This window comes from Chitinivibrionales bacterium (assembly GCA_035516255.1).
Classification (GTDB): domain Bacteria; phylum Fibrobacterota; class Chitinivibrionia; order Chitinivibrionales; family FEN-1185; genus FEN-1185.
This window is the reverse complement of the sequence record DATJAL010000016.1, coordinates 149,132-172,800: the sequence shown is the minus strand read 5'-3', so window position 1 is coordinate 172,800 and position 23,669 is coordinate 149,132. Positions and strand designations below refer to the sequence as shown.

Here is a 23,669-nt window from a genome sequence, read left to right as displayed (position 1 = left end):
GAGAATTGTTTGAGTATATTGAGCATGTGTATAATGGCCAGAGAATCCATACGGCGATCGGCATGCCGCCCCGTATATTTGAGTCTGTAAAGTTGAACCAATGTGCCTAAACGAGTGTCCATTTTAAGGAGTCAGGTCCATATTCTTCCGCCCCCAGTTCAAAGCGGGTAAAGGAAACAACGGTGATGGGGGATGATACCGCTTTTTCGGCGTCCTTGATTCTTTCAGAAACGGGCCGGTCCGGGTCGCGGATGTACGGCTGCTCAAGGAGCGCGGATTCTTTGTAGAACTTCTCGAGCTTCCCCTCCACGATTTTCGGCCACACCTTTTCGGGTTTGCCCGAGGTCTGCGCTTGGGTAAAATAGATTTCTTTTTCCTTTTCGACAAGCGCGGCGAAAAGCTTGTTGATGGATGCGCGGTCGATGGCGATTGGATTGGCAGCGGCCACCTGCATGGCAAGGTCCTTGCCGAGGTCTGCGACCGCGGGAGCGGCGGCGGCTTCGGCATTGGCGCAGGCAAGCTTCACCAGAACGCCGATCCTGCCTTCGCCGTGCGTGTAGGTAAAAAGCTTTTCATGTACGCCGGCAACGGTTTCTTTTTTGTACCGGCGGAACGAAATGTTTTCGCCTATTTTGGCAACGAGCTCAAGAATCTTCGCTTCAGAAGTGAGCCCGCCAAATTCGGCCAGCGGCAGCGCCTTTGCCGATTCAAGGTCGGCAGGTTTCTTTTCGAGAACCACTTTGCCGATGGTCGAAATGAAGCCGAGAAAATCCTCGTTCTTTGCGACAAAATCGGTTTCCGAGTTCACCTCGAATGCGATGGCCGCGCCGGCATCGGAAACAATGGTGACTTTTCCCTGTTTTGCGGCCTTCCCGGCGCGTTTGGCCAAGGTGGCCTGTCCCTGCTTGCGCAGCGCTTCAATGGCAAGCTTCATGTCTCCGTTTGATTCCGTAAGGGCCTTCTTGCACAGCATCATGCCAAGGCCGGTTTTTTCGCGCAGTTCCTTGACCGCGGTTGCCGATATCTCCATTGCCTTTCTCCTTATTCTTCTTCTATGAATTTGGTGATTCTCTTGCGCACGACACGGTGTTTTTTGGCCCCTGCCGCGCCTTCGGTCTCGTCGCCCTTGATCGTTTCCGGAACCTCGGACGCTTCGAGGAGTTCCTCGATTTCTTCGGTTGCCTCAGCGGCGGCGAGCTCCGGCTTCACCGGCTTTTCGGTTTCTTCGGCGGCAGGCACGGGCCCGCCCGCCTCGAGCACTGCGTCGGCGACCGTCCTGGTGATGAGCTGGACGGATTTGATGGCGTCGTCGTTGCCCGGGATGGGAAAGTCGATTTCGTCGGGATCGCAGTTCGTGTCAACAATGGCGCCGATGGGGATCTTTAAGCGCCGTGCCTCGGCGATCGCGATCTGTTCCTTGATGGTGTCAACCACGAAAACCACGCGGGGCAGCTTGGCGAGAGTGCGCACCCCGCTTAAAATCACCAGCAGCTTTTCCTTCTTTTTCGCAAGCGACTGCACTTCCTTTTTGGGAAGCGCCTCCATGGTGCCGTCTTTCTCCATCGCCTCAATTTTTTCCAGTTTGGCAATGCTCTGCCGGATCGTCTGGAAATTGGTGAGCATGCCGCCCAGCCAGCGCTCCGTGACATAGGGCATGTTGCAGCGCGTGGCTTCCTCGCGAATGCAGTCCTTGATCTGTTTTTTAGTGCCCACGAACAGTACGCGGCCGCCCTTTTTCACCTCGTCGCGGACGCAGTTGAGGTACCGGTCGAGGCTGGCCATGGTCTTGTTGAGGTCGATGATGTAAATGCCGTTCCGGGGGCAGAGGATGAAACGCTGCATCTTGGGGTTCCAGCGTTTTGTCTGATGGCCGAAATGGGTCCCTGCTTCAAGCAGGTCTTGCAGAGTGAGAGAAGACATGTAAGACTCCTTTTACTGTTGGGTTGATCCGCCACGCTCCATACTGGCGCAAAAGATGACCCCTCCCCCAAGGGGAGGGGCACCCGTCTTTTGCTGGCAGCGTGTGTGATAACTATGTGAAGAAAAAAGAAATCAACGCTTAGAGAACTGGAACCGCCTGCGGGCTCCTGCCTGACCGTATTTTTTCCGTTCCACAACGCGGGAATCGCGGGTGACAAGTCCCTTCTTGCGCAGCTGCTTGCGGTATTCATCGCTCACCTTTGCCAGCGCACGGGAAATGCCGAGCCGGATCGCCCCGGCCTGGCCGCTCAGTCCGCCGCCCTGGACATGCGCGACCACGTCATACGAATTCCCCGCGGCAAGCACCTCAAAGGGCTGCTCGACGTCAAGCATCAGCACTTCGCTTTTAAGGTATTCCTTGATGGGAAGGCCGTTGATGATCCGTTCGCCTTTTCCCGGCTTCAGGATCACGCTGGCGATGGCCGTTTTTCTTTTCCCGGTTGCAGAAAGCACGTTTTCCAATGTAACAGACTCCTTACTTTATATTACTGCAATATTATTGCAAACCGATTTCAGATTGAAAGTTCCTTGGGTTTCTGTGACGCGTGCGGGTGCGCGGCGGTTTTATACACATGGAGCTTGCGCATGATGTCCCTGCCAAGCTTGTTTTTGGGGACCATGCCCCTCACCGCACGGATGATGACCTGGGTGGAATCCAACTGCATCTGTTTTTTGAAAGGCCGCTCCAGTTTGCCCCCCGGATACGTTGAGTGGCTGAAATAGGTCTTAAGCTCGGTTTTTTTGCCGGTGAGCTTGACTTTGTCGGAATTGACCACGATGATGTTGTCACCGTGGTCCTGGTTGGGCGAATAGGCGACTTTGTCCTTTCCGATCAATATCTGCGCAACGGTCGATGCGAGCCTGCCCAGCACCTTGTTTGCGGCGTCAACCACAAACCAGTCATGGGAAATGGTGTCGGAATTCACAACGATGGTTTTCATTCTTCCTCTTGCTCCGTCAAAAATCGCGGTTTTGCTTCTGTATAATGCCTCGTAATATATAACATAGATGAATTATGTGTCAATATGTATATTAGTACCCTCCGTGAAAGGAGTTGTTTGCAGCGTTCATGATCAGAGAATACCGCCACGAAGATTTCCTGCCGCTTGCGTCCCTTGCAGGGAAGAAAAAGGCCTCGGGCACCAGCATCAGCCTCGTCATTCCCACCCTCAATGAGGCAAAAACAGTAGGGTACATCATTGAAAAAGCAAGAAAAGAGCTTGTGGAAGAGGTGCGTCTTCTCGACGAAATCATCGTGATGGACAGCAATTCATCGGATGCCACAGTCTCCATCGCAAAAAAGGCCGGAGCTAAAATATATAATGTATCCGATATTCTACCCCAGTATGATGCACCGCCCGGCAAAGGGAGCGCGCTCTGGAAATCGCAGTTCGTGGCAAAAGGCGACATCATCATCTGCGTGGACGCCGACATCAGCAATTTCCAGTCGCATTTTGTCTATGGCCTTGCAGGGCCTTTTCTCAACGACGGTGAGGTCATTTTTGCAAAGGCATTTTATAACCGGCCCTTGAAGCTCAACAGCCACATCTACGAAAACTACGGCGGCAGGGTGACCGAAATACTGGTGCGGCCCCTGTTGTGCGCTTTTGAGCCTGAGCTTGCCGGCATTTACCAGCCGCTGTCCGGTGAATATGCCTTTCGCCGGGGCCCGGTGCAGCGGCTGCCGTTTTCGAGCGGCTATGGCGTGGAAATAGGGATGATATTCGACCTTTACCGGGCGTTCGGACTTTCGCATTTTGTCCAGGTGGACATGGGCACCCGCTGCCACCGCAACAGGCCCACGCACGAACTGTCGCGCATGGCCTTCGGTATTATCCAGACACTCTTTCGGAAGCTGGAGAGGGAAAATGTGCTGTCGCTCAAGGTTCCCCTCCTGGACGCCATGTTCCTGAAGGGCGCCAACGGACCGGAGCGCGCCCAAATCAGGGAAGTGGAGCTTCCCAGCTTTACAGAAGTGAAAACCGCCGGACAAGAAAAAAAGAGATGATAAAAAGTGTTCGTGAGTACGGTTGGCATTTTCTGCAGAGGCTGCCTCATTGTTTCCCACGCGGACTGGTGATCAATCTGACAAGCTTATGCTTCAATTGGATAATGCCTAAGAAAATCCTATAACCGTAGACCCTGGCATTGAGCCCGAGCATTTTCATAATGTAGGACCCCGACGTTAGAGTCCTTTGTCTTGCCAAGAGCAGAATCACTCCAAAAAGCGCAAAGAAGTTCAGGCCCTGTTGATCAAGAATCATAACGTCGCCGGGTTCAAAAAGAAGCCAGTTTTTTAACGGCGCCTTGTACCCTGCCCATGAAAAATCACCGGGAATGAGTTTGTACTTTTTCAATTGCGTTTCCAGCGCAGTTCCCGGATACACCCTCATGCCCACGGTGGTGGCGAAAAAATCTATCATTTTCCTGTTTTTTTTGATGTATGAAATATCCTCTCGACAGTCACTAAAGGTCTGGCCAGGATGGCCGAAGATCATGAAGAGTTTGGTCTTTATGCCGATTTCGCGGCACCAGCCAAGGCACGCCTCAACCTGTTCGTTGGTTATGTTTTTTGCAGTCCGGGCCAAAAGGTGCCTGCATGAAGTTTCGAGGCCCATATTAATATAAACGCATCCTGCCCGTTTCATTTGCAACAGCATTTGGCGATCAACCGTGTCCGCCCGCACCTCGCATTCCCAGGAAAGGTTGTAGGGTCGGATCATGTCGCAAAACGCCAAAACATGTTCGGGACTGGACGTAAAGGTGCTGTCGAAAAGTTTGAGTGCGGAGATGTCCTTTCCATGAATGAGCACATCAAGCTCCCGCTTGATATGATTCATGCTTCGGTACCGCACGCCGCCGGGAAACATGCGCGACGCCGAGCAGAATGTGCAGCATGCCGGACATCCCCGCGAGGTTATGATACATTCCGCCTTCAAATTGAAAAAATCAAGTTTCAGGGAATAGTTGCCGGCAAACAAATGACGGGCAGGGACAGGAAGATCGTTTAGATTTTCAATGCGACGGAAAGCGTTTTCGATTATACCGTTTGTTGACCTGCTGCAAACGCCGGGGAGAGACAATGGGTCGGCGGCCATGCCTTTTATAAAATGATTGCACAGGCCGAGAAACGGGTATTCGCCTTCCCCTTTCACCACGAAATCGATTTCAGGAATGTTGGAGAGGGAATCGGCAACGGTAAAGCTCGCATGGGGGCCGCCGAACACCACGGGCACAGAGGGAAGGGATGCCTTCACAAGGCGCGCGGTGAGAAAGCTTCCCTTGCGGGTTGCCGTGGTGCCCCCGATGCCCACAAATTTCGGGTTCCATTGCAACAGGTCCCTGCTGAAATCACCGTGATAGAAATTAAAGTCCAAAACCTTGACGGAATAGCCATGTGTCTCAAGCATGGCTGCGATACTGGCAATGCCGAGGGGGACAATCGAATCAAACACCCGTACCGGATCGGCGGGATAGGTGAGGAGGACATCAATTTCTGGTTTGGCCTTTGGCATCATTTTCCTTGATGAGGTCGTCTATGCAGATAAGCGGAACTATTCCAATCCGGCAAGGTAAAAATGTTTTATGGAAATGACAAGTGAGGAAAATACCTGGGGAAACAATTATCAATGATTTGTTAAGCTCAATCATGTAAGGGACCATATTTTCCGGGAGATTTCATTCCGGTAAAAAATTATTTTACTGTCTGGAAAACAACAATCAATGCATTTTTCCATCACCATTCTCACAATCGGAAAAAAATCTGGAACGCTTAGCCAGGAGATCGAGCGGTATCAGGCACTTATCCGACCCTTTGCTTCGATGACCGTGTCCTACCTTAAATCACCCGCCAGTCACTCGTTTGCAAAAAGCGAGCTGCTTGAGGCCGAGGGTAAGGCGATTCTTGCTAAAATGCCGGAGCGGTCATACCGTATAGCGCTTTCTGAGGAAGGGAGATGCCCCCTGGGGAGCAAGGACTTTTCAACCTGGCTTGTCGCACGTGGCATGCGAGGTTCTCTTTCCTTTATTATAGGGGGAGCATACGGCTTGTCACCGGCGGTTAAAAAATCCTGCCATGAAATACTGAGTCTTTCCCCGCTCACCTATCCCCATACGCTTTCGCTCGTGGTGCTGCTAGAACAAATTTACAGGGCATTTACTATATTTAAAGGGCATCCTTATCATAAATAAGGAAGCGGAGAAAAAGGATCAAAGGGTTTCTTTCATGATTCTTGGACATCATGGCGGCGTTGGCACAAGAATAGTCTTGATCATCGCAACGCTGGCGGTTGTCGCAGTATCAATCTTCTTGTTCCTCAACAGCAGGCAGAGCGATCAGGAAACTCTCAACAGAAAGGCCGTTGAGATCAGCGAATATGGTCTTCTGCAGGCGCTTGCTTATATAAAAGAAAATCCCTCCTGGACTGGGACTCTTCCCAGAACAGATTATGATGGCGGATGGTATTCGGCCACCGCTGCGCGCAGGAAAACCGCTGACACTGCTTTGCTCGACATCGTATCGCAGGCACATATCGGCGCCGTTTTATACAAGCAGGAATGCGTGCTTCGTCTCTCGGTGGCCGGCAACGATTCACAATGGGTTCGACAGGGTGTGAAATAGATCTTCCCGCGTGTGATGCCTTCTGATTCCGTGACTAAAGGGTAATTTTTCCTGCCTGACAACAATTCTCCTTTTGTAAATTACCGCTCGGGCGTCGGGCTTTGCAAGGAAAAAAGAAAGCCTTCTGCCACAACATATTGTGGGTATCCTTTTGATTTTAATGATATGTAGTATAATGGATTTTTTTTAAAATTTTAATGATTTTTTTGCTTGACAATTTTTTGGCAAGTTGTTAGATATATAGAGGTAACTCTGAAAATTGTTGGCAGTTAGGAAGATTGTCTCATTTTAGTTCTTAAGTGATTTGCTGTAGTAATATATTTTTAAGGCACTAACAAAAATGAACATACTACAAAGACTTCGCGGTGAAAACAGTGTCACAGGTTTGGACATCGGCAACTATTCCCTTAAACTGGTAAAGCTCCGCCATTTAAAAACTGGTTACAATCTTGAAGCTGCGGGAATACGCGAGCTTCCTGCCGGGACCATCGAGGGCAGCGAGATAAAAAACCGTGATGCTCTCATTGATACGATTACAACCCTGATCAACCAGTGCGACCCGTCTATTGTTGAGGTCGCGATTTCAATGTCGGGACACGGCATCATTTCCGACAAGGTCACCTTCAAGATCGATCCGAATGAGAATGCGGAAGAAATGATTCTTTGGGAGGCCGGCCAGCGCAGCCCCTTTGACGTCGACGACATAACCCTCGATTATAAAATCTTGCACCGCAAGGCGGAGACCGGAGAGGCCGAAGTGCTTCTGGTGGCGGCCAAGAACCAGATCATGCAGAGTTACATTGATTTGCTCTACGAGGCCGGGCTCAAGCCCGTTATCGTGGACGTCGTCTCGTTCGCCATCAACAATTGCTACGCGCTCGAGAGCGCGGGCGGGCAGGAAAGCGGCGTGATTGCACTCGTGAATATCGGGCACAACCTTACCAATGTCACTTTTGTCAAGGACGGCGTGTATCATTCCTCGCGCGACATATCCACTGCCTGCGATTTTTACGCAAAGACGCTGCAGAGGAACCTCGGTCTTGGGCCCGAGGAGGCTCTAAATCTCCTTAAAGGCCGGACTAACCAGTCTCTTGACGTCAATGCCCTGCGCCAGAGCCTCGACTACGCCTCAGAGGAGTTGTCCACCGGCATCGACCTGGCCTTCTCGTATTATAAAAGCTCGGAAAAAAGCGATAATATTGAAAAAATCGTTTTAAGCGGCGGCGGCGCCTATATCCCTAATATCGCCTCTGTTCTGGAAAAACGCCATCAAACCAAGGTGCAGATCTCGAATCCCATGGCGCACTTGGAATACGATCCCCGCATGTTTGGCGAGGTTGATACAAAGAAGTTCTCTGCGTTGTTCACGGTCGCGGTGGGGCTGGCCCTGCGGAAGGTGGAAGAATAATGATCGATCGTGTGGAAATCAACCTACTTCCTGCGGAATACCGCGTCCATAAGCGGGGGATACGGATTTCGCGTGACGTGTTTTATCCCCTCTTTTTCTTTCTGTTGCTGGCGGCCTTCCTCTTTTCCCTGACGCTGGGCCTGAGGACTGAGATCCAGCAGCGGAAGAACGAAATTGCAGCCGTGGACGCAATGATAAAGGCAAACAGTTATATAAAAGAACAGATTGCAAAACTCAAAGCCGACAGGGCCGTGATACAGGAGAAGATCCGCGCGCTCGAACGCATCAATGTCAACCGAGAGAAATGGGTGCGTCTCATGGAAATCTTTTGCCAGCGGCTCCCCGATTTCACCTGGATTGTTTCAATTGTCGAGCGTACTCAAACGCCGCCCGTGCTGGCGGTGGAGGGCAGGACACTTTCGTTCCCCGAGGTCGCCAATTTCATGACGCAGCTTTTAGGGAGCAATTACATCAGAAGTGTAGATTTGTCAAGCATTGAGGGAATAAATGAGTCAGTAAAAATGTTCCGTTTCGGGATTTCCTGCACGATCAACCCGGACGCACAGCTTGAGGGCGAGAAAAAAGACACGGTTGCCGTGAGTGGTGTCGCAAAGGGAAAGCCATGAACCTTAAATCGTTAAACCTAAAAAACCCGCATGTGCGGAATATTTTGATCATTGTCGGCGTTGCCGTCGTGAGCGTCGCCTTGTGGTATCAATTTGTGTTTGTGGAGATAAGGCAGGAAACCAACAACCTCAAGGCTGAGCTCGTGAAAAAGCAGAATGAATTGAACCAAATCCAGGTCTTAAAGCCCCAGCTTAAAAAGCTCGAAAGCGACATCGCCGCCGCGAGCGTCCGGCTCGATTCTCTTAAATCAATGTTTCCTGACCAGAAGGAGATCCCGAAACTGATCCGGGAAATCACGGCGGTGGCGCGCGCATCGGGGATTTATACCAACAGGTTCAACCCGCTGCCGGACATTCAGCGGGAATACTATGTGGAAAACAGATATGATCTTTCCGTCACCGGTGGCTACCATCAGTTGGCGCAATTTTTCAGCTTTCTTGCAAACATGCCGCTCATTATCAATTTGAGTAGTGTTTCAATTCAGCTGAACCCTTCGCTTGAGCAGTCGAAACACGAGGCTGAGGAGCACGGGACGCCGATCGCGAGCATCAACGCGTCGTTTCAAATGACCACGTTTTCGTCCAAGAAATAGGGCCTTAGCATGCAGTACAAAGCGCATAAGGGCAGGATACCGGCGATACGGCTGATGGCCGTTATCCTCTGCTGTGCTTTTGCCGCTCAGGGAGCCTCGGCCGTTCTTTCGGGGCTTGAGCTTGTGGGGGGGAGCAAAGGGCTGGCGCTCACGCTCAAGGCGGACGCGCCGTTTACCATGACGACGGAGCAGAAGGTTTCGACCAAGACCGCGGGACTGTCACTGCTCACGATCCACTGCAGCGGGGTCATTTACGACCTCGATGATTTTGAATTCACATCCTTTCCCGCCGCCTGCCCGCTTAAACGGCTTTCGGTGAGCGAGCGGGCTGCCGACAACTCGATTGACCTGCTGTTTACCTTTACAAAAGGGATCGACCGCTCCGTGGCGGCCAAACAGAAGGGGAGCAAGTGGCTGGTGCTCCTGTCGCGCGCGCCCGAAGAAGAATTCACGTGGAGCCCACCGCCCCGGATGAAATCGGTTCCTGCCGTCCAGAAACAGACATCTGTGCTTGACCAGTCAGGCGCGTCGCACCTCAAGGACATCACCCTGCTGCGCCGGGACAGGGTTGAATTGCTCACCTTCGCGTTCGACGGTCCCACCACGATGCGGCTGAAGCGGGGGCAGGATAAGATCATGATACTGTTTGTCAATGCGACCAGCGGCCTTTCCGCCACGCGGTTCTCACCGCCCGGCGACCCGCACACCGTTATCGAGCTCAAGCAGGTGATGCACGGCGGTACCATGTGGCTCGGCGCGGCCGTTACGCTCGGGAAGAACGCATTGGAGAGCGCGCTCATGCAGGCGTTTTCCGACAAGCTGGTGATCTACAGCCCCAGTGATACGCTGCAGGGTCTCGCCTTCTGGTCCGCGGCCAGCGGTTCTGCGATGGCATATGCTTTTGTCAGCATGCCGCGCTTCGCAGTAGATTACGACGGCATGAAGAAAAAGGCGCTTACCGATATGTCAAGCGATGCAGTCATGGGCAAGACGTTTACGGTCCGGGAAGGAACGCCGAAGAAGGAAGTCCAGCTGCCGGCCGCGGCAACCGAAGCACCTAAAAAGGAAGCTCAGTCACCTGCCGTTGCCACGGCAGCGCCGAAGAAGGAAATCCAGTCGCCGGCTGTCGCGCCCGCGGTACCGGTAAAGGAAGTCCCCGTTCCGTCGGGTCCGGCGCCTCTGCCCAGTGTGAAGGTGGGAGCGGCGCCTTTGCGGCTGCTCATGAAGAAAAACGACGTAGTGGTCCGCGCGGAACCGGTGGCAAGCGGCAAGGTAATGGCAAAACTGCCTTTGGGTACGGTGGCGACCCAAGCCGAGAAAAAGGGCGCCTGGGTAAAAATTATAACACCGGAGGTGGCCGGATGGGTCTCAGCTGCAATGACGGTTGACAGCACCAAGGCGCCGCGGGCGGTGCTGAAGGCCGTTGAAAAATTCAATCTGAAGCGCCTTGCGCAACAGAAAGCCGCGGAAGCAAAGGCCGCGCGCGAAAGTGCGGCAAAGGAAAAAGCCGAACAAACAAAGCTTGAAAAGGAAAAACTCGCCAAGGAAAGGGAAGCACAGAAAAAGGCCGGTCCCGAAGTGAAGGTGCCGGCCATGGATTCATCGCTTCATATTGCCGTCGCATCCATGCAGGATACCGCACAGGCGGGTAAAAATATAAGTGCGAAAAAACAGGTAGAATATCATATTTACGGCCGTGACCCGTTTTTGCCCCTTTCGGGCAATGAAGAGCAGGTGCCCACGGTAGAAAAGCTGAAACTTGTCGGAATTCTTTACGACGAGGCCGACCGTATCGCGCTTTTTGAAGACGCGGACGGAAAGGCCAGGGCCCTCAAGGAAAACGATCCCGTACAAAACGGCTACGTGCTGCGGGTGCAGCCCGACAAGGTACTGTTCCTGCTGAACGATCTCGGCATATCGCGAACCTACGCCATGAAACTTAACAAGGAAAATGAAAAATGAGGTGGGTATGAACACACTATACCGCTTGATGAAAATCGCGTGCGTTTCCTGTCTTCTGATCATGTCCGTTTCATGGCTTATGACAGCGCCGCAAAGCCAGGAGGCAGACACCTCCGGACTGACTGCTCCTGCCCAGACACAGACGGTGAAGAAACCGGTACACGACAGGCCCATTGAGCATTTTTCGGCGGACAAAGCAAATGTCCGTTCGGTGTTACAGCAACTTGCGGAATATTCTGGAATCGACATCGTGGTGGATCCAAAAGTGAGCGGCAATGTGTCGCTTACCGTGACCAACAAGACATGGCGGGAGATCATGACCATTGTCTGCAAGATATCGAACCTTACCGTAATCAAGGAGTCGGCTTATCTCTATGTGGTACCGGTAGAGGACTATCGCAAGCAGCAGTTGGATGAAGCGACCGCATCACAGGCAGAGCAAGCAGTGGAAGATCTCCGGCGCGAAGTGATTAAGATCAATAACGCCCAGGCTTCCGAAATAGAGAAAGCCATCCAGTCCCTGCTTTCGACGCGCGGCAAGGTGACAGTGGTTGAGAGGAACAACGCCCTCATCATTTACGATACGGAAAAAAACATAGCGCAGATCAAAAAAACGATCCAGGACCTTGATGTTGAAACGAACCAGGTGTTCATCTCGTGCAAAATCATCACGGTGGGTTCCACAGTGCTGCAGGACCTCGGCATCGGGTGGGGATATTTCGACCAGATAGGAAGCGCCCAAATCAGTGCGACCCATATGCCGAATTTTTCCGTGGCGGGGGAGCTGGACCGGCTCGTTTTCGGGGTGCTCGGCCAGGACAAGCTGGCGGCGTCGCTCAGCTTCCTGTTCCAAAACAGCAAGGCCGAGGTCGTCGCCCAGCCGCAGATCACAACACTTGACAACAAGGAAGCCGATATATTCTTGGGGAGCCAAGTGCCCGTCCTCACCGTGCCCCCCGCCACGGCATCTACCTCCACGCAACTGATCTCTGCCACTCCCACGGTGACGATGGTAGACGCGGGGACCGAACTCACCGTTACCCCGCATGTCACGAGCGAGAAGCGCATAATGCTCGCATTGAACGCCTCAAAGAGTTCCTATACGCTTACCGGGACTGGGTCGAACCCAATCATCGATAGGCAGAGTGCCCGCACCAACGTCGTGGTATCGGACGGCGAGACAGTGGTCATCGCAGGACTGACGTCCAACGACAAGCAGGATTTGGAAGAGGGCATACCCTTTCTCAAGGACATTCCCGTCATCGGCAATCTTTTCAAGCACCACAAGAAGTCGAATGACAAGAACGATCTGATCGTCTTTGTGACGCCGCATATTATTGCCAAGAAGGTGGAGGCGGTGAGCGGGGTCTCAAGTCCCGCGCTTGTAAAGTAGGCACGCCGGCGAGGCACCGTTGCCAGTCAAACGGACGTTTTTGCCGGCGTCCTTTTTAAGCGGAATCAAGCATCCTCTTTTCCGCCATTCCGGATTCAGTCGAGACTTTTCCCCTCTGTCAAAAAGTCAAATATTTTTTTCTTACCGCTGTGGTGGCTTCTTGTTTTTTGCGAAAAAAATGGTTGACAGTAAATCCAAATATATTGTATACTGATAATCGAAAAAGTAGCACATATTGTGGTTCCCTCGATAAACAGGATTCCCGCAATTGCCCAGTAAAACCGCGACATCCGGCTTGAACCTCTGATGCGGTGCGCCGCTATCACAAGGCTTGCGCAGCGGTAAAGAGGGACTTTTTGTTTTAAAGGCGGGGGATGTCAAAACGCTCAGATCAATCTGATGTGATGGTGGTTCGCAATAGTAAACAAGGGTGGTCACCATGATCTCAACAATCAGGAAGCGCGACGGCAAGCTCGTCCCGTATGACAATTACAAGATCGCCAACGCGATCTTCAAGGCGGCCGAGGCGGTGGGCGGCAAGGATTTCGGGCTCGCGCTCACCCTTGCAAAGCAGGTCGAGCAGGCCATCAGCGGCAAGTTCCACTCCAATTCCATCCCAGCGGTGGAGGAGATACAGGACCTTGTCGAGAAGATACTGATTGAAAACGGCCACGCGCGCGTCGCCAAGGCCTTCATTTTGTACCGCGAGCAGCGCCGGCGCGTGCGCAGCACCAAGGACATCCTCCTTGACATTGTAAACACCATGGACGGCTACCTCAAGCAGGAGGACTGGCGCGTCAACGAGAACTCCAACGTCAGCTATTCACTGGGCGGCCTCATTCTCTACAACAGCGGCGCCATCACCGCGAACTACTGGCTCGAGAACATCTACCCCCACGAGATAGCCGAGGCGCACCGTAACGGCGAAATCCATCTGCACGACTTGTCCATGTTCTCCGGCTATTGCGCCGGATGGTCGCTGCGCCAGCTCATCGCCGAGGGCCTGGGCGGCATACGGGGAAAAATATCGTCAAGGCCGCCCCGTCACCTTTCCACGCTGGTCCAGCAGATGGTGAATTTTCTGGGCGTGCTACAGAACGAGTGGGCGGGCGCGCAGGCGTTTTCGTCGTTCGACACCTACCTCGCGCCGTTCGTGGGCTACAACAAGATGACGTATGCAGAAGTCAAGCAGTGCGTCCAGTCGTTCGTGTTCGGCGTGAACACCCCGTCGCGGTGGGGCTCACAAGCGCCCTTCACCAACATCACGCTTGACTGGGTGGTGCCCGACGACCTTAAGGACCAGCCCGCCATCGTGGGCGGCAAGACCATCGACGCGACCTACGGCGAGTTCCAGAAGGAGATGGACATTGTCAACAAGGCGTTCCTCGAGGTGCTCATCGAGGGCGACGCCGAGGGCCGCGGATTTTCCTATCCCATTCCCACCATCAACCTGACCAAAAATTTTAACTGGGGCAGCGAAAACGCGGGGCTGCTGTTCAAGATGACGGGCAAGTACGGCACGCCGTATTTCCAGAACTTCATCAACTCGAGCCTCAACCCCGGCGACGTGCGCTCCATGTGCTGCCGGCTGCAGCTTGACAAGCGCGAATTACGCAACCGGGGGGGCGGCCTGTTCGGCTCCGACGAGTTCACGGGCAGTATCGGCGTGGTCACGCTCAACCTCCCGCGCATCGGTTATCTGTCGTCGTCGAAGGAAGACTACTTTTCGCAGCTCGACCACCTGATGTGCGTGGCGCGCGACAGCTTGGAGATAAAGCGCCGGGTGATCACGCGGCTCATGGATCAGGGGCTGTTCCCCTACACGCAGCGCTATCTGCGCCACTGGAACAACCATTTCTCCACCATCGGCCTCATCGGCATGAACGAGTCCACGCTCAATTTCATGGGCAAGGACCTCACGCACCCCGAAACGCGGGAGTTCGCCAAGGAGGTGCTCGTTCACATGCGGGAAAAGCTCGTGGGATTCCAGGAGGAGACGGGCCACCTGTACAACCTAGAGGCCACGCCGGGCGAGGGCACAAGTTACCGTTTTGCCAAGATCGACCGCCAGAAATTCTCGCGCATGGTCATTCCCGGCGGCGAGAGCCCGTATTACACCAATTCCACGGCCCTGCCGGTCAACGCGGTGGGCGACGTGTTCGAGGCGCTCGATATGCAGAACGACATCCAGCGCCTCTACACCGGCGGCACCGTGTTCCACTGCTTTATCGGCGAGTCGATCGACGACGTGGAGACGTGCCGGAGCCTGGTAAGGAAGATCGCCTCGAATTACGAGGTGCCGTATTTCACCATCACGCCCACGTTTTCGGTGTGCCAGCGCCACGGCTACCTCAAGGGCGAGCAGTTCTCGTGCCCCAATTGCGGGGAGGAGACCGAGGTCTATTCGCGCATCGTGGGCTATTACCGGCCGGTGCAGAACTGGAACTGCGGCAAGAAGTCCGAATACCGGGAGCGCAAGGTCTTCAAGGTCCCCGCGGCGGGCCAGGCTGAGGCCGCCGGTCCCGCGCACGCCAAGGCGGCGGCATGCGAAGTCGCTTCACCGGCGTAGCCGGCTGGCAGAAAAGCTCGTTCATCGATTTTCCGGGGACGGTGTCAACCGTCCTCTTTTTTTCCGGGTGCAACCTTCGGTGTCCATACTGCCATAATTCCGACATTGTCAACGCCCCGGCCGAAGGAATTATTTCTTCCGATGACATCTGGAAGCAGCTTGAAAAGCGCAAAGGCATCGTGGAGGGAGTGGTGCTCTCGGGCGGCGAGCCGACGCTGCACGCCTGCCTCAAGGACCTGGTTCCTGAAATAAAAGGGCTCGGCCTTCGGGTGAAGCTTGACACGAACGGAATGCTCCCGGAAACGATCGCGGCGCTGTCGCCCGACTACCTTGCGCTGGACGTGAAGACAGCGCCGCGGCTGTACCGCGAATTGCTCGGATCACCGTATAATGATACGGAACCGCGGCTATCGCGGTCGGTGGAGATTGCACGGAACATGGGTGACAACGCCGAAATAAGGATCACCGCGGCGCCGGGTATCGTTGACAGGGGGACAATCCGCGAAATAGGGGAATTGGTCAACGGCATGAAAAAGGTATTCCTGCAGCCCATGATGAAGAAAAAGCCGCTGCTGGATCCGGCGTTTACGGAAAAGGAAAGAATTTCTCAGGAAGAAATTACGGTGTATAGGGATATTCTTTCAGAATATGTTGATGGATGTGTGATAAGAGGCGAGTAAGCAGCCAGCGGTCACCGGTCAGCACACAAGATAATTTGTTCCTTCATCTGATGTAATTGAGCTTTGCGGTTTCGATTACATCGCCTTTTTTCAGAACTAACATGTAACACCCTTTGCCGACAAGCGGGATTTTTGATTTTAATTCGTAGCTGCCGGCTGATTGGGATGAGTTGAAAAGCATTGAAACAAACTTCCCTGACAAGGAGTATAGTGACAGACTTGTCTTTGAATCCCTCGCGATGGAATATCTTACCTGAATTTGATCCCCCCGCAATTGCTTTACTTTAAAGCCGTTTTCTCGAATCGTGGCGTGTTGCATAGGATTTTTTACCGGCAGAAATGATTCAAGGGTAGTTCCATCGGCTAAAAAATATTGTTCATAGCCTACGTCTTCAAAAGCACGCTTTAAATACAATATTTTATCACCAATATAGGAAAAGAAATATGTTATAGTATGCGTTGAAGTATCTGGAGAAATAAAAGTGTGATTTGTATAAAAAGTATGGGGACATATATTTACATTGAATAACGTGTCGGTGAATTGAATAGAATTATCTTGATACCCATAAATTGAATCACCACTGAATATATAAGAATAATCATGTCCTAATATCGTCGGCTGAGAATACACAGGTGTACATTGAAAACAGGAAGTCACCATATAAAACCAATTCCATTTACCCTGAGGAATCTTTGCGCTGTCCGCACAGTAACTATAACAGCCGCTCAATATAAGTGTCGTTGAGAGCCTTACGTTGGTATCCAGTTTCGGATTCCCAACAAGCCAAAAAGAATCCAGATAAACACCGTGGTCGGAACTGGCAGAGATAACCGTGATTTTGGCGTATAATGTCTTTGAATATCCCGGTCGCGATTCTGTATCTCCCCACATACTGTCAACCTTGCCAGGAGGATACATATTTTTCAGGGAAAAATCGAATACCCGGTTGAGAGAATCGAAAAATGAAAAAGAAATTTTTACAATAAACGTAAAATCGATGAGGGAGGAAATCTTTAATTCGCTGCTATCTATGGTATATTGATATTGCCATTTGCATACGTCTGTACATACCATAGTGCTGTCGACGTGGGTAATATTGTAAATACGGGATATTTTAGCGTCGTGGCTTTTTACCGATATCACGGTGGGGCAGGAATCGCTGGCGTTAATAAAGTAGGGGCCGGCCTGCAACGACGCAGCGACGGACAAGATAAAAATAAGCGTGAATTTTCGCATAATCCTGTCCTTTTATATAGGCGGTAACTTTGATTAAGATGTCCGTACATCACTAAATATATCATCCTAAATATCTCTTTGCCAATTTTATATGAGAAATCAGCAGTCAGCGGTTAAGTTTCCTCTTTTTTTATCAATTGACTTTGCTAAATGCTGTTCGCATTGCGCAAATGAGTATTTGATCTTGCATCGATTGCTTGCCAGCGCGTTAGGGGCGACCGCAGGCCGCGCTGGAGCGCGGTGCCGCCCGGACCCTCCGCGCAAGCGGCACAGGGCCGTGGCGGCCCGAGGCTAAAGGCCGAGACCGGATGAAGAACCGACACCGCAAAGCGGGGGAACGCCATGATTAATTATTAATTACTTCTCCAGATATTCCCTCGCCATCTTCTCCAATTCCCCGCATGACTTCTTCTCTATTTCCCTGCACACATTTGTCAATGCGCCGGTCTGCATGGAGAGGGTGCGGACGCCCAGGCCGATGAGATAGGGCGCGAGCGCCGGGTCTGAGGCGACCTCGCCGCACACCGTGATGTCTTTTTTATGTCGTGTGTTGGCGTCAACGATGTATTTGACAAACCGGAGCAGCACCCTGAACGAGCCCGCGCGGTATTCCTCGAGCCTGCTGTTTTCGCGGCTGGCGGCGAAGGCGTACTGCACAAGGTCGTTGGTGCCGATGCTGAGAAAGTCGATCTTGTCAAGAAACGAGCCCAGCGACACCGCGGCGGCCGGCAGCTCGACCATGATGCCGAAGGAATACCGCGAGCGGCTTGTCCCTTCCTTTTTGCAGACTTTCTGCAGCGCCGCGGCAACGGCATCCACCTCCTGGGGCAGACAGACAAAGGGCACGAGGATCCGCACGCTGCCGCCGTCTTTGCACGCGCGCAGGATGGCGGAAAGATGGTTGTTGAGGATGTCGGGGTGGTGGAGCAGGAACCGGATGCCCCGCACGCCCAGGTACGGATTTTCTTCGCGGGGGGTGGCAAGATAGGGAAGGGTCTTGTCTGCGCCGGTGTCGAGCAGCCGGATGGTGAGCGGCTTGTCCCTGCACAGGGAAATTATGTCGCGGTAATACCGCGTCTCCTCCTCAACGGTGGGAAGGCGGGACAGCGAAAGATAGAACAGCTCGGTGCGCAGCAGGCCGATGCCGGCGGCTCCGGCCGTGAGCGCCTCCCTTACCTCCTGGAGCGAGCCGGCGTTCGCCTCAAGACGCACCTCAACGTCGTCCTTGGTGGCGCAGGGCATTGCCCTGCGGGCGCGCGCGGGCGCGGCCGGCGAGGCCGAAAGTTTTTTCTGGTAGCGTGAGGCGGTCTGCGCGGACGGCCTTATGATGAGTGTGCCGCCGTAGCCGTCGAGGATGAGCGGCGAACCGGGCCGGGCAAGCGTGACCACGCCGGGAACGTTGATGATCGCCGGAACACCGAGCGATTTCGCGATTATTGACACATGAGAAACGGTACTGCCGCTTTCGATGACGATGCCGGTGATCTTCTTCAGGTCGATGAGCGCGATGTCCGACGGCAGGAGCTGCTCCGCCACGAGGATGACGCCGGCGGGCATCTTGGTGAGCGGCGTGACGCGCACGTGCTCGATGTCGAGAATGTTGCGGAGCAGGCGATGGTACACGTCCTGCACGTCAAGGAGCCTCGATTTGAAGATCTCAGTCTCCATTACCTTGAATTTTTTTTCAAGTTCCCGGATCTGGTTGGCGATGGCGAATTCGATGTTCGATTTGCGCTCGGTGATGCCCCGCCTGATGGCTGAAAGAAACGACGTGTCCGAGAGGATCTGGATCTGCACCTTGAAAATGTCGGCGATGTCTTTCCGGTCGTCGCCGCGGTTGTCAGCCTGAAGGCTGCGGAGCTGCTCCAGGCTTTTTTGCAGCGCGGATTCGAGACGTTCGAGTTCCGTGGCGATGTCGCCGACGGGCAGGCTGTTTTCCTCGAGCGAGGTGAGGTCGATCTGGGTGAAGTGGTGCGCCGTGCCCATGGCGATGCCCGGAGAGACCGCGGTTCCCGCGACTTCGAGGTCTTGCACCAGAACGGGGCTGCTCATACATTCCCCCTATGGAAGAAGGCGCTGGACGGTGGCGAGCAAGTCGTCTATGTCAAACGGCTTGGTCAGATATTCGTCTGCTTTAAGAATGTTTTTTCCGATGATTTTGTCCCGCGCGGTGTCTTTTGCCGTGAGCATTATGATTTTGATCGAGTCCTGATACTTATCGCGCACGAGCTTGCAAACTTCCCAGCCGTCCATCTCCGGCATCATGACGTCGAGGATGATCAGTTCCGGGACGCTCTGCTCGACCGTGCGCACCGCCTCGGCGCCGTCCGCGGCGGTGACGACGTCGTAGGAGTGCGCCGCAAGATTGACGCGGAGAAGCTCCCGCACATTGGGGTCGTCGTCGACAACGAGAATGGTGTGTGGCATGGAGTATTTCCTTTTTGTTAGTCTATCCCGCGAACGGCAGGAAAAAGGTGAATTTGGTTCCTTTGCCGGGCTCCGACTCGCACCAGATTTTGCCGTTGTGCGCTTCGATGATCCCCTTCGAGATGGCAAGGCCGAGCCCGCTGCCGCGGTGCTTTGCCGCGGCTTGGTTTTTTCCCCGGTAAAATTTACCGAAGACCTTGTCGATGTCGTCCGGCGCTATGCCCGGCCCGAAGTCCCGGACGCTCACCGCGATCCCGTTGTCCTTCACGTGGGCGGTGACGATGATTTCCTGCGAGCCCGAATACTTGATCGCGTTGTCGATGAGGTTGTACAGCACCCGGATGATCAGGTTTCCGTCGGCCATGATGTCGGGCACGTCGGCGGGCACGTCGACAATGATGATTTTGCGCTGGGCCAACGAAAAAGATTCGACGGCCGATTTGATGAGGCTGGAAATCTTGATGGGAGCCCGCTGCAACGAGATGTTGCCCGACTCTATTTTTGATATGTCAAGGTACTCTTCGACAAGCGACGAGAGGCGTTTTCCCTCTGATTCAATGATGTCAAGGTAATGTTTCTGCTGCTCGCCCGACAGCGGCAGCGTCTTGAGGGTCTTCGCAAACCCGATGATTGAGGTGAGCGGGGTGCGGAGTTCATGGGATACCATTGAAACAAAATCCGATTTAAGTATGTCGAGCTCCCGCAGTTTTCTGTTTGTTTCTTCCAGCTCCCTGTGTTTCTCCTTGAGTTCGGTGTTGCGCGCCGTGAGTTCGCCGGTGGCCCTGTCTATTTCGTTCTGCAGGTCGTTGGTCAGCGTGTCGAGCCGCGAGGCCATGTTGTTGAACGCGCCGGCGAGACGGCCGATCACGTCGCCGGAGCGGACCGCCACCCTGCTCGAGAAGTCGCCGGTGGCCATTTTGTCGGAAACGTCCCTCATTTCATTGAGCGGCTTCTGCAGGATGCCGGAAAGGATCCAGGCGACCAGAAGGATGATGAGGAGCTCCACCAGATCGATGAAAACTTCCCAGTACACCGTGCTGGCCACATCCCGGAACGCTTTGCTGAGGGAGAATTCTATCTGAAGAAACCTCGGCATGCTCCGGTGTATCGGCTTGCCGCTGACGATGAACGACTTAAGGATGTACTCGCCATTGGGCCTTGGTAAAGACTCAAGCAACGGGCGGTACTTGCCGAGCAGGGAGGGGTCGGTGGACATGATGACCATGTCCTCGCTGTCGAGAATCGAAGCGCTCTTTATCTGGTGCGGCGTAATCGCGGCGGAAAGAATCCGGGAGACCCTCGCGCTGTCATTGAGAAAAAGAGCGCTGCTGACCCTGTGCGCGAGAAATTGTCCCTCTGTGGTGAGGACATCCGTCTCCCGTTTGAAGGAGAAATTACGTACGGCTATGATTTCACTGGTGGAAAGGACAACAAAGATAGGTATGTTCACGACAACGAGCGCTGCGAGGAGCTTGGTCCTGAAACTTAAAGCACGTAGGCGTTCGAAAAGCATGACGCCTCACAAAGTGGATTTTATTTACTAATTCGTATGAGAGAATAAAAAATTACTATAGATGATGCGACTCGGCCTTTTATCACCGGATACACTTTTTATACACTTCCCATGTGCTTTGTATCAGCGTGTCGCGGTCGCTGCGGCGTGGCTTCCAGCCGAGCAGCTGTCCGGCCTTTTTCGACGAGGCGACCATGACCGCCGAATCGCCCGGCCTTCGCGCTGCGACAACCGCGGGAATGGGGCGGCCCGTGATGCGCCGCGCGGCCTCGACGACGGCGGCGACGCTTATGCCCTTTTCGCTGCCGAGGTTCACCGTGACGCTTTTTTTATTTTTTGCAAGGCAATCGCAGGCGCTCAGATGCGCGTCGGCAAGGTCGCTCACGTGGATGTAGTCGCGCACACCGGTGCCGTCCTCGGTGTCGTAGTCGTTGCCGAAGATCTCCATTGATTTCCGCATTCCGGCCGCTACCTCCATGACAATGGGGAGCAGGTTCTGCGGATTTTTCTCAAGTCCCTGGATCCGGCCTTTAACATCATAGCCGGCCGCGTTGAAATACCGCAGCGCGGCGAACCGGATACCCCGCAGCCGTTCGTACCATGCAAGGAGCCGCTCGATTTCCAGCTTGGTGAACCCGTAATAGTTGATCGGTTCGGTGGGATGGACCTCGTCAACGGGAACGTAGCGCGGCGCGCCGTACACCGCGGCCGACGACGAAAACACGATGGCGGGCACGGCCGCTTCTGCCGCCGCGTTGAGGATGTTGATGGTGCCGCAGATGTTGTTCACGGAATATTTTTCCGGCGCAGTCATGGACTCGCCGGCCGCCTTGAGCGCCGCAAGATGAATGACGGCGTCGAACCCCTTGCGCAAAGTGCTTGACAGAAGTGGAACGTCGAGGATGTCGCCGTGAACGAAGGCCGCCTGGGGAAAAAGGTTTTCCCGGCAGCCGCTTGACAGGTTGTCGAAGACCGTGACCTGGTCGCCCCGGTCGAGGAACGCCCGCGCCACGTGGCTCCCGATATAGCCTGCGCCGCCGATGACAAGTATTCTGCTCATGGGACTCTTTAATGTCTGCGTTTTTCCCATTAATCCGGGCAAACCATTTATTTATTCCATAGTAAAAATCATTCCATCATATACATCAATATAATCATGGTCACTGCTGCTTTTTCTGGAGCGCGAGCTTGAGCGCCGCGCCGAACTCGGTGTCGCCGGGCTCGCTTTTCTTTTCCTTTTGCGACGATAGGAACTGCTTGACCTCGGCCTGGTTCCGCCGCTCGTCCGCGACACCGCAGGAAAGGGAGATCCTCCTGCGCTCGGTGTCGATGGATTCGACGGTCACCTCGAGGAGCGCGCCCACCTTCATGGATTCCTTTTTGTCCGGCGAGATGTTCGAAAAGGGCAAAAGGCCGGTGATCCCCTCCGCGAGATTGATGAAATACCCGAACTTCGTGCTCTGCTCCACGGTGCCGTTTACGGCCGTGCCCGCCGGGAACCGTTCCTCGATGCCGTTCCACGGGTCGCTTGCCGCGTCCTTGAGCGAGCAGGAGATCTCGCGCTTTTCCTGGTCAACGCGCAAAATGCTCACCGTGACGGTCTGGCCCTCGGTCACCACGTCGCGCGGGTGGCGGACCTTTCTGTCCCAGCTCATTTCCGAAATGTGAATGAGGCCTTCCACGCCGGGGATGAGCTGGACAAATGCGCCGAAATTGGCAAGCCGGGTTATTTTTCCCTGCACGCTCTGGCCGGTCGCAAACGTCGTTGACACCGTGGTCCAGGGGTTGGCGTGCACCTGCTTGAGCGACAGCGAGATCTTTGACTGGCGCAGCGGTTCATTGCGCTCGATGGAAAGAATGAGGCAGTCCACCTTCTGGCCCGGCTCGAAACTTTTTGAAAGGTCCTCGGCGCGCTCCCACGACACTTCGGAGATGTGCACGAGCCCCTCGAACCCGCCAACGTCGACGAACAGGCCGAACGGCATGATGCGCGTGATGGCGCCGGTCACCACGGTCTTCGGTTCGATGCACGCGGCAAGGTCGTCGAGCACCTTGCCCAGATCCTCCTCCAGGAGCGGCAGGCGCGACACCACGATGTTGCGTCCCCCCTCGGTGACCCGCGTGATGACAAACGAAAGCGATTTGTTGAGCCACACGTTGGGGTCCTCGACCCGCTTCAGGTCGATCTGCGAAATGGGGCAGAACGCCCGCTGTCCCATGACTTTCACGTTGAACCCGCCCTTGTTGACGCCCGTGACCTTTCCCTCGACCGGCAGCTTGGATTTCATGGCGTCGATGAGGTCGCTCAGGGAATTTTCCGACGAATCCTTTGACGAAAATTTTTTAGAAAGCGTGATTCCGCCGGAAAGGGAGACAACGTAGCCTTCGAAGGTGTCGCCGGCGTTTACGGAAAGGGAACCGTCTTCTTTTTTAAGCTCCGACAGTTCAATCACGGCCTCGTTCTTGCCGCCGATTTCCACGAACGCGTATTTGTCGGAAATCTTTATGATTTTTCCCGAAACCTTTGCGCCCCGTTCAAGGTTTACCGCAACGGGCCTGTCGTAGGTGCCGAGCATGTTCAGCAACTGCTTTTCGGCCCTGGTCTCCGCGTTTTCTTCGTCGAAAAAACTGTCGTGTTTCTTGGTGTGCATTACAATCTC

At 54.0% G+C, this 23,669-nt stretch carries 21 protein-coding genes; 10 read left to right on the top strand and 11 right to left on the bottom strand.

Annotated elements, in window-relative coordinates:
- Positions 1-106 precede the first annotated feature (106 nt).
- The 4 genes from tsf to rplM form a co-directional block, all read right to left on the bottom strand.
- A complete protein-coding gene (gene tsf / locus VLX68_05830) occupies positions 107-1,030 on the bottom strand; it encodes a translation elongation factor Ts (GenBank protein HUI91751.1) in 924 nt (307 codons plus the stop codon).
- An 11-nt stretch (positions 1,031-1,041) separates the two neighbouring features.
- A complete protein-coding gene (rpsB, locus tag VLX68_05825; GenBank protein HUI91750.1) occupies positions 1,042-1,920 on the bottom strand; it encodes a 30S ribosomal protein S2 in 879 nt (292 codons plus the stop codon).
- 132 nt (positions 1,921-2,052) lie between these two features.
- Positions 2,053-2,433: a 30S ribosomal protein S9 gene (rpsI, locus tag VLX68_05820; GenBank protein HUI91749.1), complete on the bottom strand. Its 381-nt coding sequence runs from the start codon at positions 2,431-2,433 to the stop codon at positions 2,053-2,055.
- A gap of 59 nt (positions 2,434-2,492) precedes the next feature.
- Positions 2,493-2,921, bottom strand: a complete 429-nt coding sequence (gene rplM, locus VLX68_05815; protein ID HUI91748.1) for a 50S ribosomal protein L13 — start codon at positions 2,919-2,921, stop codon at positions 2,493-2,495.
- A 128-nt stretch (positions 2,922-3,049) separates the two neighbouring features.
- On the opposite strand from rplM, the gene VLX68_05810 reads away from it, so the two are divergent.
- A complete protein-coding gene (locus VLX68_05810; GenBank protein ID HUI91747.1) occupies positions 3,050-3,988 on the top strand; it encodes a glucosyl-3-phosphoglycerate synthase in 939 nt (312 codons plus the stop codon).
- Positions 3,989-4,034: 46 nt separating this feature from the next.
- Here the strand turns inward: VLX68_05810 and VLX68_05805 are convergent, their stop codons facing one another.
- On the bottom strand, positions 4,035-5,498 hold the full coding sequence (locus VLX68_05805; GenBank protein ID HUI91746.1) for a radical SAM protein: 1,464 nt from the start codon (positions 5,496-5,498) through the stop codon (positions 4,035-4,037).
- A gap of 205 nt (positions 5,499-5,703) precedes the next feature.
- Between VLX68_05805 and VLX68_05800 the strand changes: the two genes are divergently transcribed.
- The 9 genes from VLX68_05800 to VLX68_05760 all read left to right on the top strand — a co-directional run bounded on the left by VLX68_05800 (position 5,704) and on the right by VLX68_05760 (position 15,832).
- The gene (locus VLX68_05800; protein HUI91745.1) at positions 5,704-6,171 is read left to right on the top strand and encodes a 23S rRNA (pseudouridine(1915)-N(3))-methyltransferase RlmH; all 468 of its coding nucleotides are present in this window, start codon (positions 5,704-5,706) and stop codon (positions 6,169-6,171) included.
- Positions 6,172-6,205: 34 nt separating this feature from the next.
- Positions 6,206-6,601, top strand: a complete 396-nt coding sequence (locus VLX68_05795; protein HUI91744.1) for a hypothetical protein — start codon at positions 6,206-6,208, stop codon at positions 6,599-6,601.
- Positions 6,602-6,941: 340 nt separating this feature from the next.
- A complete protein-coding gene (gene pilM / locus VLX68_05790) occupies positions 6,942-8,009 on the top strand; it encodes a type IV pilus assembly protein PilM (protein HUI91743.1) in 1,068 nt (355 codons plus the stop codon).
- Complete coding sequence (locus VLX68_05785; GenBank protein HUI91742.1) at positions 8,009-8,635, top strand: PilN domain-containing protein; 627 nt, start codon at positions 8,009-8,011, stop codon at positions 8,633-8,635. Before pilM ends, VLX68_05785 begins: the two co-directional genes overlap by 1 nt.
- Positions 8,632-9,228 (top strand): type 4a pilus biogenesis protein PilO, encoded by a 597-nt coding sequence (pilO, locus tag VLX68_05780; protein ID HUI91741.1) that lies wholly within the window; start codon positions 8,632-8,634, stop codon positions 9,226-9,228. The genes VLX68_05785 and pilO overlap by 4 nt, the downstream gene beginning before the upstream one ends.
- Before the next feature lie 9 nt (positions 9,229-9,237).
- Positions 9,238-11,190, top strand: coding sequence for a hypothetical protein (locus VLX68_05775; GenBank protein ID HUI91740.1), 1,953 nt, complete (start codon positions 9,238-9,240; stop codon positions 11,188-11,190).
- A gap of 7 nt (positions 11,191-11,197) precedes the next feature.
- Complete coding sequence (locus tag VLX68_05770; protein ID HUI91739.1) at positions 11,198-12,583, top strand: secretin N-terminal domain-containing protein; 1,386 nt, start codon at positions 11,198-11,200, stop codon at positions 12,581-12,583.
- A 439-nt stretch (positions 12,584-13,022) separates the two neighbouring features.
- Positions 13,023-15,152: a ribonucleoside triphosphate reductase gene (locus VLX68_05765; protein HUI91738.1), complete on the top strand. Its 2,130-nt coding sequence runs from the start codon at positions 13,023-13,025 to the stop codon at positions 15,150-15,152.
- Positions 15,128-15,832, top strand: a complete 705-nt coding sequence (locus tag VLX68_05760; GenBank protein ID HUI91737.1) for an anaerobic ribonucleoside-triphosphate reductase activating protein — start codon at positions 15,128-15,130, stop codon at positions 15,830-15,832. The genes VLX68_05765 and VLX68_05760 overlap by 25 nt, the downstream gene beginning before the upstream one ends.
- A gap of 43 nt (positions 15,833-15,875) precedes the next feature.
- Here VLX68_05760 and VLX68_05755 read toward each other — a convergent pair whose 3' ends face one another.
- The 6 genes from VLX68_05755 to VLX68_05730 form a co-directional block, all read right to left on the bottom strand.
- Positions 15,876-17,069, bottom strand: a complete 1,194-nt coding sequence (locus VLX68_05755; GenBank protein HUI91736.1) for a hypothetical protein — start codon at positions 17,067-17,069, stop codon at positions 15,876-15,878.
- A gap of 357 nt (positions 17,070-17,426) precedes the next feature.
- A complete protein-coding gene (ptsP, locus tag VLX68_05750; GenBank protein HUI91735.1) occupies positions 17,427-19,121 on the bottom strand; it encodes a phosphoenolpyruvate--protein phosphotransferase in 1,695 nt (564 codons plus the stop codon).
- A 9-nt stretch (positions 19,122-19,130) separates the two neighbouring features.
- The gene (locus tag VLX68_05745; protein HUI91734.1) at positions 19,131-19,496 is read right to left on the bottom strand and encodes a response regulator; all 366 of its coding nucleotides are present in this window, start codon (positions 19,494-19,496) and stop codon (positions 19,131-19,133) included.
- Positions 19,497-19,518: 22 nt separating this feature from the next.
- Positions 19,519-21,009: an ATP-binding protein gene (locus VLX68_05740; GenBank protein HUI91733.1), complete on the bottom strand. Its 1,491-nt coding sequence runs from the start codon at positions 21,007-21,009 to the stop codon at positions 19,519-19,521.
- Between the two features lie 82 nt (positions 21,010-21,091).
- The gene (gene galE, locus VLX68_05735) at positions 21,092-22,069 is read right to left on the bottom strand and encodes a UDP-glucose 4-epimerase GalE (GenBank protein ID HUI91732.1); all 978 of its coding nucleotides are present in this window, start codon (positions 22,067-22,069) and stop codon (positions 21,092-21,094) included.
- A gap of 100 nt (positions 22,070-22,169) precedes the next feature.
- Entirely contained in the window at positions 22,170-23,660 is a 1,491-nt protein-coding gene (locus VLX68_05730; GenBank protein ID HUI91731.1) for a S1 RNA-binding domain-containing protein, read from the bottom strand.
- Between the last annotated feature and the right edge of the window lie 9 nt (positions 23,661-23,669).

Excerpts from the sequence above, each read along its gene's own strand:
- ptsP (HUI91735.1), bottom strand. The coding sequence starts at position 19,121 with ATGAGCAGCCCCGTTCTGGTGCAAGACCTCGAAGTCGCGGGAACCGCG.
- VLX68_05760 (HUI91737.1), top strand. The coding sequence starts at position 15,128 with ATGCGAAGTCGCTTCACCGGCGTAGCCGGCTGGCAGAAAAGCTCGTTC.
- VLX68_05800 (HUI91745.1), top strand. The coding sequence starts at position 5,704 with ATGCATTTTTCCATCACCATTCTCACAATCGGAAAAAAATCTGGAACG.
- VLX68_05755 (HUI91736.1), bottom strand. The coding sequence starts at position 17,069 with ATGCGAAAATTCACGCTTATTTTTATCTTGTCCGTCGCTGCGTCGTTG.
- VLX68_05795 (HUI91744.1), top strand. The coding sequence starts at position 6,206 with ATGATTCTTGGACATCATGGCGGCGTTGGCACAAGAATAGTCTTGATC.
- VLX68_05745 (HUI91734.1), bottom strand. The coding sequence starts at position 19,496 with ATGCCACACACCATTCTCGTTGTCGACGACGACCCCAATGTGCGGGAG.
- pilM (HUI91743.1), top strand. The coding sequence starts at position 6,942 with ATGAACATACTACAAAGACTTCGCGGTGAAAACAGTGTCACAGGTTTG.
- VLX68_05775 (HUI91740.1), top strand. The coding sequence starts at position 9,238 with ATGCAGTACAAAGCGCATAAGGGCAGGATACCGGCGATACGGCTGATG.
- galE (HUI91732.1), bottom strand. The coding sequence starts at position 22,069 with ATGAGCAGAATACTTGTCATCGGCGGCGCAGGCTATATCGGGAGCCAC.
- VLX68_05730 (HUI91731.1), bottom strand. The coding sequence starts at position 23,660 with ATGCACACCAAGAAACACGACAGTTTTTTCGACGAAGAAAACGCGGAG.
- VLX68_05765 (HUI91738.1), top strand. The coding sequence starts at position 13,023 with ATGATCTCAACAATCAGGAAGCGCGACGGCAAGCTCGTCCCGTATGAC.
- VLX68_05785 (HUI91742.1), top strand. The coding sequence starts at position 8,009 with ATGATCGATCGTGTGGAAATCAACCTACTTCCTGCGGAATACCGCGTC.
- rpsB (HUI91750.1), bottom strand. The coding sequence starts at position 1,920 with ATGTCTTCTCTCACTCTGCAAGACCTGCTTGAAGCAGGGACCCATTTC.
- rplM (HUI91748.1), bottom strand. The coding sequence starts at position 2,921 with ATGAAAACCATCGTTGTGAATTCCGACACCATTTCCCATGACTGGTTT.
- VLX68_05810 (HUI91747.1), top strand. The coding sequence starts at position 3,050 with ATGATCAGAGAATACCGCCACGAAGATTTCCTGCCGCTTGCGTCCCTT.
- pilO (HUI91741.1), top strand. The coding sequence starts at position 8,632 with ATGAACCTTAAATCGTTAAACCTAAAAAACCCGCATGTGCGGAATATT.
- tsf (HUI91751.1), bottom strand. The coding sequence starts at position 1,030 with ATGGAGATATCGGCAACCGCGGTCAAGGAACTGCGCGAAAAAACCGGC.
- VLX68_05805 (HUI91746.1), bottom strand. The coding sequence starts at position 5,498 with ATGATGCCAAAGGCCAAACCAGAAATTGATGTCCTCCTCACCTATCCC.
- VLX68_05770 (HUI91739.1), top strand. The coding sequence starts at position 11,198 with ATGAACACACTATACCGCTTGATGAAAATCGCGTGCGTTTCCTGTCTT.
- VLX68_05740 (HUI91733.1), bottom strand. The coding sequence starts at position 21,009 with ATGCTTTTCGAACGCCTACGTGCTTTAAGTTTCAGGACCAAGCTCCTC.